The 9,421-nt window shown below is 48.3% G+C and carries 4 protein-coding genes and 4 pseudogenes; 2 read left to right on the forward strand and 6 right to left on the reverse strand.

Features of this window, described 5'->3' with window-relative positions:
* Nucleotides 1-168: 168 nt before the first annotated feature.
* Nucleotides 169-678: pseudogene (locus B9Y90_RS25000) on the forward strand (IS66 family transposase); the annotation flags it as partial.
* A 280-nt stretch (nt 679-958) separates the two neighbouring features.
* A pseudogene (locus B9Y90_RS27435) lies at nt 959-1,060 on the forward strand (hypothetical protein); the annotation flags it as partial.
* Between the two features lie 130 nt (nt 1,061-1,190).
* Here the strand turns inward: B9Y90_RS27435 and B9Y90_RS25005 are convergent.
* The 6 genes and pseudogenes from B9Y90_RS25005 to B9Y90_RS25035 all read right to left on the reverse strand — a co-directional run.
* Nucleotides 1,191-1,625, reverse strand: coding sequence for a regulatory protein RecX (locus B9Y90_RS25005; RefSeq protein WP_085543014.1), 435 nt, complete (start codon nt 1,623-1,625; stop codon nt 1,191-1,193).
* The gene (locus B9Y90_RS25010; RefSeq protein ID WP_085543015.1) at nt 1,622-3,016 is read right to left on the reverse strand and encodes a DUF6880 family protein; all 1,395 of its coding nucleotides are present in this window, start codon (nt 3,014-3,016) and stop codon (nt 1,622-1,624) included. Before B9Y90_RS25010 ends, B9Y90_RS25005 begins: the two co-directional genes overlap by 4 nt.
* Before the next feature lie 76 nt (nt 3,017-3,092).
* Nucleotides 3,093-3,677: pseudogene (locus tag B9Y90_RS25015) on the reverse strand (recombinase family protein).
* 163 nt (nt 3,678-3,840) lie between these two features.
* Nucleotides 3,841-5,601: a trypsin-like peptidase domain-containing protein gene (locus tag B9Y90_RS25025; protein ID WP_254902761.1), complete on the reverse strand. Its 1,761-nt coding sequence runs from the start codon at nt 5,599-5,601 to the stop codon at nt 3,841-3,843.
* Nucleotides 5,602-5,633: 32 nt separating this feature from the next.
* Nucleotides 5,634-7,897, reverse strand: a pseudogene (locus B9Y90_RS25030) (Tn3 family transposase); the annotation flags it as partial.
* Nucleotides 7,898-7,930: 33 nt separating this feature from the next.
* Nucleotides 7,931-9,421, reverse strand: a 1,491-nt coding sequence (locus B9Y90_RS25035) for a Tn3 family transposase (RefSeq protein ID WP_254902762.1), incomplete at its 5' end; no start/stop codon positions are given.

Consider the following 9,421-nt stretch of genomic DNA (forward strand, 5'->3'; position numbering starts at 1 on the left):
AACGACAGGCCTTCAAACCGGGTACATGAACTGCTGCCCTGGAATCTCTCCTCTGTAAAATAATCCTTACGCCACGTTCAGTATGGGGCGCTTACTAAAAAGAAGTCAGGGCGCGTTAGGAAATAACGCGTTCATGTTCCTCCGGAACCATCGTTCATCTTCGCCAGAATACGCAGGCTGTACCGGCTGGAGAAAAGGATCCGGCATCGCCCGGCAGAAAAGCTCCGCCAGTGGCGACAACGTTACTCCCGGCCCATTGTCGACAAACTGTGGTTGTGGCTGGAGCAGCAAAAAGATGCGTGCCCGGAAAGCTCAGCGCTGGGTAAGGCCATAAACTATATACTGAAGCGACGTGAATCGCTCATCCGCTTCCTTGATGATGGCTCGCTACCGCTTGACAACAACCGCTGTGAACGCACCATCAGACCGGTGGTGATGGGGCGCTCTAACTGGTTGTTCGCGGGTTCAGTGGCGGCAGGAACTCGCGCAGCGCAGATCATGAGCTTGCTGGAAACAGCGAAAATGAACGGCCTGGAGCCGCATGCGTGGCTGACTGATGTACTGACGCGACTGCCCTCCTGGCCGGAAGAACGGCTGCATGAGCTGCTTCCGCTGAATAGCTTCAACTTCTCCATCTCAGAGAGCACACCTGACGATGGTACCCACGTCGTAAGCTGACTCACGGGCCACAACACCGGATGTCAGGTGTTGCGCGCCTGACAGCAGAAATCAACGTAGACCAGTAACCACGCACCTTCCGGCAAAGTTAAAACCTGAAATCCTCTGCCGCATTACCGCAGTCAGTACTTCGACACCTGACGCGATCTCCCGAGTCAATACTTCAGCGCCTGACCCAGTACCTGCGTTCCCCTTAATCGGGTTCCCCTGGAGTCCGGGATGAGTTGCCCGCAACATTACTAAAATCTCTCTGTCAATGTGAGTTCCCCGCGAGCTTACGCTCAAACCCATGGATCCGCCGCCAGTTATGGTCGCCAGCTCCATCCTGGAGCACCGTGGCGACACCGCTGCGCTCACCCGCCTGCAGACCACTGAAGCCTGACCTGCCTCATGCTGTCCGGTTTTACCCCGCGACCACTTAAAAAACTCTTTACAGCCAACCAGGGGTAATGGGAGCGAAGCTACAATATGACGACATTTGTCTCGGATGGCGCTCCGACAGCAAACCATGATCAGCTTAACGCCTCAAATATCATGTCCATCGAAAACCCCTTGTACTGGAGGTAGCGGATCTGTTTGTTTTTTTCTTTGGCTTCTGATGCCACCGCATCACCAAATTTACTGACTTTCAGTTCCCTTGCCATGGCATACCAGTCCACATCCACTTTCTCCAGCATCTGCTCGACCAACTCCGGAGAAAAACCTTTTTGCCTGATCTCCTGTTTGATTCTGGCCGGGCCATGTTTTTTTCGAACATGTTTATCAATCATGTGCGTTATCAGTCGGTTATCATCCAGATAACCACACTCAACCAGCCTCGACAACGCCTTGTCGATATTTTCTCTGTTTTCCGTCATCTTACTCAGTGTCCGGGCCAACTCACCGGATGCGTAATCCCGCCTTGCCAGTAGTGACACCGCGTGGTCATACAGTTCCTGTGATGTCATGAGGCATCTCCGTTATAACGGATACCGTCCTTTCCTACTGATAATCCTTTGATTTTATCTGCCATCAACGGCCAGAGTGCGGTTTTACGCTTATGTTGTTCGTAGAGCGTTCTGAGGTAGCCCTCTGTTTCCGGAAGCTGAGGGCAATCTTCCAGACCTTCGCCGTAATCGATGGCTTTTTTCATGTCTGAGGCGGCATAGCTGTAATACTTGCTTTTTGATTGCTGAATGTTGTCCTCCACCAAAAAGCGCCGCAACAGGGTCGCCGTATGCGCGTAGCCGTGTTTATACAGGGTGCTGGATAATGTCCGTAAAAATGAATGGGTGATATAAGCCAGCGAGTCGGTGAGGTTGTTTTTTGGCATGGCCATAATACAGGCGTCGATTAAATCATACCGTTCGATGTCTGACGCAAAGCAGACATACGGCGCTAACCCTGTATCTTTTGCTATTTTCAGGAATGCAGGGCTGTGATCGACATCTTTTTCAGCGGCTTTTGTGTACAGATGATAAAAACGTGTATCGCATTGAAAAGTGAATGCTGTAATACAGTGGGCTTTCGCTTCCTCTTTTCTCCCTTCTTCAATCAGGGCCTGAATGAAGAGTTCATTCCATATTATGTTATCTGTGATCTCCTCATCGTCAATCCGCTGGCTGTTTAATACAGCGAGTGCATCGTCGGACCGCAGGTCTTCCATAAGTAATCTGACATAATCAAAATAATGGGTGGAATGGCAAAATTCATCGTTTTTAAACGCCATCGTCAGAAAATCAAGGTCTTTTATTATCATACTGAGACCAAGAGCTTCCCGGAGGGATTGTTTTTGATAATACATATCACGGATTACACGTAAAATATCCGTACCGAGTAATGTCCGGTATTTTTTAAATATCTCAATTCCAAAATAGAATTCTCTTTCAACAACGGTGAATATTTTTTTAGCAATGGATACTGGATCGTTGTTTTTTTGTGCTTCCAGTGATTTCATCCACGCATCCAACAGAATGGTATAGTAGCTCATCCAGCTTCCGCTGGAAGTGTCCACGTTCCCGGTGAATTTTTCGAACTCAAGCATCATTTTTACGCTCAGACTTTCCGCTTGCTCGGGGAGCTCGTGGGCGATACCCACAAGGGGGTTCGCTATACTGCGTGTCAACTCGTCAAAAAAGGCATCGGCATCATAGTAATCATAAAAACGTTTGCTTTTGGCTCGTCTGGCATACTCCTTCTCGACGGCTTTAAGTACCTCTGCTGCCGATAGCAGATACCCATTCACCAGTGTGGCCCTGGCCTGCTTATTATCCTGTATCAGGTCATAAATAATATTGACCAGCACGTCATGACTCATCTCTGAAAGCCGTGCGGTTTGTTTTTTTGTTAACGGTGCCATGAAGCTCCTCCTGAGGCTGGCTGTATGAAACACCTGGGCCTGTTATTTGCCCCTTCAGGCTATAAAATCATCCGGATTAACAGGATGAACTTGCCGCCTTTATTCTGTGAATAGTTTGCCGCGTCGTACTGAACTGACGGGCAACAGCACTGATGCTGTCTCCGGCTTTCAGACGGATGATCACCGCCTGCCGTTGTTCTTCATTCAATGCAGGTGGACGCCCGAAGCGTTTTCCTGCTGCCTTTGCCCTGGCAATACCAGAATGAGTACGTTCAAGAAGCAAGTCACGTTCGAATTCGGCCACCGCCGAAATCACCTGCATGGTCATTTTCCCCGCCGGGCTGGTAAGATCAACACCGCCCAGCGCCTGGCAGTGAACCCGAATGTCTGACTTTGCCAGCTGTTCCACGGTCTTTCATACGTCCATCGCATTGCGTCCCAGACGGTCAAGTTTGGTGACAATAAGTACGTCGCCATTTTCCATACGGTCAAGTAGTCTGGCGAAACCGGGGCGTTCGCTGGCGGCCACTGAACCGCTGATATGTTCTTCGACCAGTCGCTGAGGTCTGACGGCAAAACCGGCGGCTTCAATTTCCCGGCGCTGGTTTTCAGTGGTCTGTTCCAGGGTGGATACACGGCAGTAAGCAAAAACTCGTGACATGGCATAATTTTATGTACGAAATAAATGTACGAATTATAACGCGTGTACGAAACTAATTTCACTAAGTTTTGGACAGGTCCGCTAAGGAGCGTACGAAACCGCTCGATTTCGTACACCAATATACCATGATGGTGCAATAATACATCACTTGATTATTATGAAATTATCTGTCTCTTTTTTCTTCCTTATTTATCCCTGTTCTTGCAACTGGTGGAATATGTTCTTTTAGAACATCAAGAGTCACTTTAGCTGTCGACTTACCGGCCTTTAATGGTACTTCATAACTTCCGGGAGATGTGTACAGAGATAAATATTTGTCATCTGATATGTCAATAAACACTTTTCCTTCTGAAGAGATTGCACCAGTCCGTCTTAAAAACTCTTCTTTAGGCAATGGGAAATTCCATGCCGCCACAACCCGATAATTATCAATTTTAATTGATGATGTTTCAAAGTCCATTTTGTTTACAGGGCCGGCATTTCCCGCCTGATCTGTTCCATATGTGCAAAACCGCCATGGTGAGCTGCTTTTAGACAAACGAGCAGGCATCAAATAGTATTTATATCCGACTTTATCCTCACAATCGGTTGAGGATAATGGTCCATATTTTAGCCATGGTTCACCCAGCTCCCACGGCATTGAAACAGGGGATACTACCCATGAATCATCTTTTTCTTCTACTTCAATTTCAGGCTTTAACTTTGGTGGAGTATCATCAATAACATGTATGGTATGAGAAGCATAAGATGATGGCGTCCAGTTTCCGTTTTCATCCTGGTGAATAACACACAATAAATACACACCTTCTTTCTTTGAGATGACAAGGTTACTGAGAGGTTGTGTTGTTGTGGCTATAGAGTTACCGTATCCGGTAATATCAGTGCAATCTGTTTCATTAGCCAATCCTGCTTTATATCGGATATGATTAGCAATGTCGTTAATCGTAATATTCCAGGTTGCATCATGACCGTTAACCTGGCTTTTTGTCACCCATGAACCGTTTCTTTTCAGTATATCCGTTCCGTTATTTTCCAGTTTTGACCAGTCTAATTTTCCGTCATCAGTTATTGCCATGGCGACCTGATCTACTGGTATAAAATAGCTTACCCCTTCATTTACATATGGCTGGTTATTGTGAACCTCACATGGGCGCCCAACACCACATCCGGTAAGGCCGGGTGTGACTGTAGTATTCAGTATACCTATAATTCTGGATTGTTCATGTTCAACAACAGGTGAACCGGATGTACCTCCGGCAACACCTGCACAATCTACAGGATATGCTGTTCCCCAAACCCATGGGGTATTACTTTCAAATAAAACCGGAGTTTGCCCTTTAATATGGCAAAGTGAATGTCTAAGATATTGTTCATTTTCATCAACCCCCATAACAGGTATATGAGCAAGTTCAATAGACTGATTATGTGCCTGAATATCTTTTTTTAGCTTAAGTGGAAATAGTCCCTGTTGTTCCAGCTCTCCATAAGTTTTGTCGAGCTGAAGAACAGCAAGATCAACCTGTTTCATTGTTGCATATAAAATACGACGAACTGTCACAGGGTGAGAATTATCATGTGTGTCAACGAAATAGTCTGGAATATATTTCCACTCTTTTGGCGCAGCCTGGTCAACAATAACCTGGTTTGTGCCCATATTGCTGTCGACACAATGACCTGCTGTAATGACCAGTGCAGGAGAATTACGGTCTGGAGTTTTCTCTCCGGAAAATAAAGTGGCTGTGCAGTGTGTAGCTGCAAACAACTTCCCAACACCTCTGAATCTTTCAGCGCCAGGATCCGTCGACTTTATTAAAGGAGCATCATTCCCGGCAGCTTTTCCATTCATAATAAAAGCTGCCAGGGAGGGAGGGGACAGTAAACTGCAGCCCGCAATAAGTAAACCATAAGTTAATTTTTTTCTCATTTCTCAATACTCCTTTTGATTGGGGATCTCTTTTATGCCGCCACCGTTAGTCGCCTGCTCATATCCAGCTCGATCCGGCCGTACGGATTGACATGGTGGTATATCAGCGGGCTCAGACCGCGCCAGTCGGCCTCTGTCATTCTATTTCGCCAGGCTGGTTCCGACAGTACCTCCTGAATCAGGAGTGTGTTGACGTAAACCAGACTGATCTGCAGCAGGTGCAGCGCCAGCATGGAAATTTCCTGTTCCTCTGGCCTGTTGGAGGTGAATTCACCATGCTCGCCGTAAAAAATAAAATCATTGGCACTGTTCCAGTTTTCCACAACGTTCAGCCCGGCATTGATTTCACACCGTAGCCCCTCGTCGTTTAAATAGCGGCAGAGGAAAATAGTTTTTACAGCCCGTCCCAATTCTGCCAGGGCTTTATATGTCGGGTGTTGCGCATTATTGCGGGTGAATCGTCTTAATATGGCTTCCGGCTCTGCGGTTCCGGTTCTCAGGGCTGCCGTGTATTTGATAATTTCATCATACTGCTGCCGGATTAACTCCCAGTTAATCTCTTTTGTCAGAATCGGAGAAAGTGCCGGATATAATGCAGCATCACCGGCTTCGCAGAGACTGAGCTTTTGTCGGGCGATATTTTTCAGCCGGGGCAGTAAGTCAAACCCCAGCACATAGCTGAAGGCAAAGGCCACCTCGCTCTGACCGTGGCTGTCTACGTACTGGTGGTTGATTTCCATATCCGTACAGTGCCGCAGAACGCCTTCCATCATGGCGGCCACCTCTGACGAGGAGCACCGGCGCAGCTGAGAGTAAATACAGGTAGAGTTGGTATCCACGTGCCAGTAAATCATAATGCCACGCCCGCCGTACCGGGCATGCCATTCCGTCATCAGGTTCTGATCGTACGCGCTGAATTTCCTGGAGTCAGCGGCGCAGGACGTGGTGGCATTACCCCAGATGGTGGGCTGTTTTATCCGGAATATCCCGTTAACAATCTGCGCGATGGCCGATCGCAGGGTATCTTTCTGGATAAATTTTCGTTTGATATGACGTAGCTCTTCATAACTGACGCCCGGTTGCTGGCTGGCGATACGCTTCAGACCGACGTTGGTTCCCAACCCGAACAGACACAACAGCAGCCGGTGCTGCAGCGTCTCCGGATCAATCACCTCACGGCTGCCTGACGTTCTGAATAATGATGAAAACTTTTCCCGCAGGTCAACCTCCTTCAGCATGTCAATAAGCTCGAGATCGGTCCAGCGACGTCCAATTTCACGCTTCAGCAACAGCGTATTCGGCGGCTCTTCCTGCGGGGTCAACGGGCTCAGGCGTATCCGTTTTTTCCCCTGCGACCGGATATTGACCTTCTGATTCAGAGGAAGCCCGTAATTCAGCGTTTCCAGCCACTGCTGTAGGGTCTTTTTAAGCTGGGCAATAAACACCTCTCCGTCAACAGGTGCCCCCAGAAGCGTATAATAATGCTCCCGGTTATCAGAATAATCAGCCGGTAAATCTTCCTCAGGATTGCGGTAACGATCGGCCCCATTTACCCATATTTCTTTATTTCTGAGGCTGTTTCTTAACGCCCGCAGGACGCATATTTCATAATTAATCCGGTTAATTCGCTCTTCACCCTGTTTACCCGTTTCCATAATAATGTTGCGCCATTTTTTTTGGATCACACCATCAACAGGCACATCGTCTGCAGCATAATAATGCTGGTTACTGTGCCGATGCACTTTGATAATATGAATGGCGTCAATCACGGGACGGTACAGGTGATTACCGGACTGAAAATCCAGTTGATCCAGCACGGGGAGCAGCATCCGGCGATAATGAGCACCATAAGATGCCCGGATAGACTCATGGACTTCAAGTTCAGGATCGCTTCCCAGCATATTAAATTCTTCCACAAGACGTTGCAGCGTTCTCTGTGCAACAACGGGATAAACCACCTCTTTGATGACGCCATCCGGAAGAGCAATTTTGCTTTTCCTCTGACTTTTTTAAAGGCCGCAAACTGTTTTTTATCCACTTTCTTCTCAGCCCGCGTTCCGAGGTTGTGGATCAGCTGCATCAGCATTTCAGTCAGGGCATCCGTCAGCTGTTGCCGACGTCGCCAGCAGTACATGATAATCATGGGGTAACGAATACTGGCCGGATGGCGCCGGATTTCCCTGACGGATTCGGCAGCGCAGCGCTGACGGTATATTTCGATAAATTTGGGTGGTATGCCCCGGACCAAATCAGCATTCAGCCCCAGTTCATCAAGAGCTGTGAGTTGTGAAATAACAGGGGTTCTACGCCGGAACCGCCGAAATTTCCGTTACCCCAGTTTCAGCGCGGCAACCAGCGCATCCAGATCAATAATTTCATTGCTATTCTGGAAGGTGTAATGCCCGTTCAACAAAATGTGCTGCCAGGCTACCGGCGATATCCGGGTCAGCGCCTCAATGCCTTTGGCGTTCCCCTCCGTTTCCAGTCGTTCCAGCAATCGAGACAGGATCGCGGAGTTGTAGTAAACGATCGCGTTGGAAATCAACCGCCCGCACTGATTACTGATTTCCGTTTCAAGGTCATTTTTCCCGGTTAATTCTTTCTTTCCGCCGACTTTGGATACTGCGGCGCGTAGCTGGTGATAAGATTCAATCCGGTTCTGGGAGCGACGTATATTGCGTTCCAGCTGTGGATCACGCAGATACTTCAGCGTATAAATGCTGCGGACCAGCCGGTCATATTCAAATACCGCCTGTCTTGTCGGGTTAGCTGTTGTGTACGTGCATAATTTGCGGATCAACGTTCCCTGCGTCATTTCCTTCAGCCCCAGCGTGGCAACAATACGATCGAGATTGCTTTTTTCGCGGGTGATAAGGTCCATGTCAATTTGCCCGACTGGCTGAATCAGACATTTTTTATACGTCGATGGGTCTCTGGTGCAGTACAGCTCCTGCAACTGCCTGTTCAGGTCGGTGAAATGAGGTTCAAAGCGCAGGCCAAACCAGTGCAGGATCGCAAAGTTGGCTTTGTTGATGCTGTGCATATCACCTGTGATAGCCGTGGGTTTCACTTCTGAGGTGTTGCGGTACCAGATATCAAAGACATGGTGGCCTTCATACTCGTTTGTGCTAATCAGATAGCCGTAGATCGGAATGTGGTTACACAGCAGCGTGTAGGCCACCATACCTTTACCGCGACCGAAATACTTACGTGAATGTCTGGCCTTGACTGTTGGTCGCTCAACGCCAAATTTCTGCCCGTCAACGGCACCATAAAGCGTTTCAGGATCAAACGAATAGAGCGGAAAGACCGGCAGGGCTTCTATGGCATCAGTGATACAGTCATTAGCTGTGAGCAGCGACGCCAGCCGAAGGTACTGTTCGTACGTGGTCTCCAGCACATGGAACGGAATATCGCTGGTTCGCGCCATCACATGATGGCCATGATTCATCGCCTGGGCAACGATGACCGCCATCAGGCTGTCTGCATCAGCGTATTTTTTGGCATAACGGGGTTGCAGCGGTTTCATAGCGGGCAGAAACCGACAGTGCTCGTTAACAAAGCGGCAGACATCGGTTACATCGCAGAACGGTAGTTGCTCATAAAAACGCTTATTCTGCGCCTTATGACGACTGACCACGGATTTATGCCAGGTCAGTTTCTGCGTGTCCCTATCGTATTCCAGATGTTTCAGCTTCCCCTGCTTCAGCTCCCGGTTGAACGCTTGTAGTGGTTGAATAATCAGGACACTAAACTTACATCCATAACGGAGGTGTTTAGTGAACCAGAAACGACAATTTACCCCTGAGTTTAAAAAAGA

It is taken from the genome of Cedecea sp. NFIX57, assembly GCF_900177785.1.
In the GTDB taxonomy this organism is placed as follows: Bacteria; Pseudomonadota; Gammaproteobacteria; order Enterobacterales; family Enterobacteriaceae; genus Cedecea; species Cedecea neteri_C.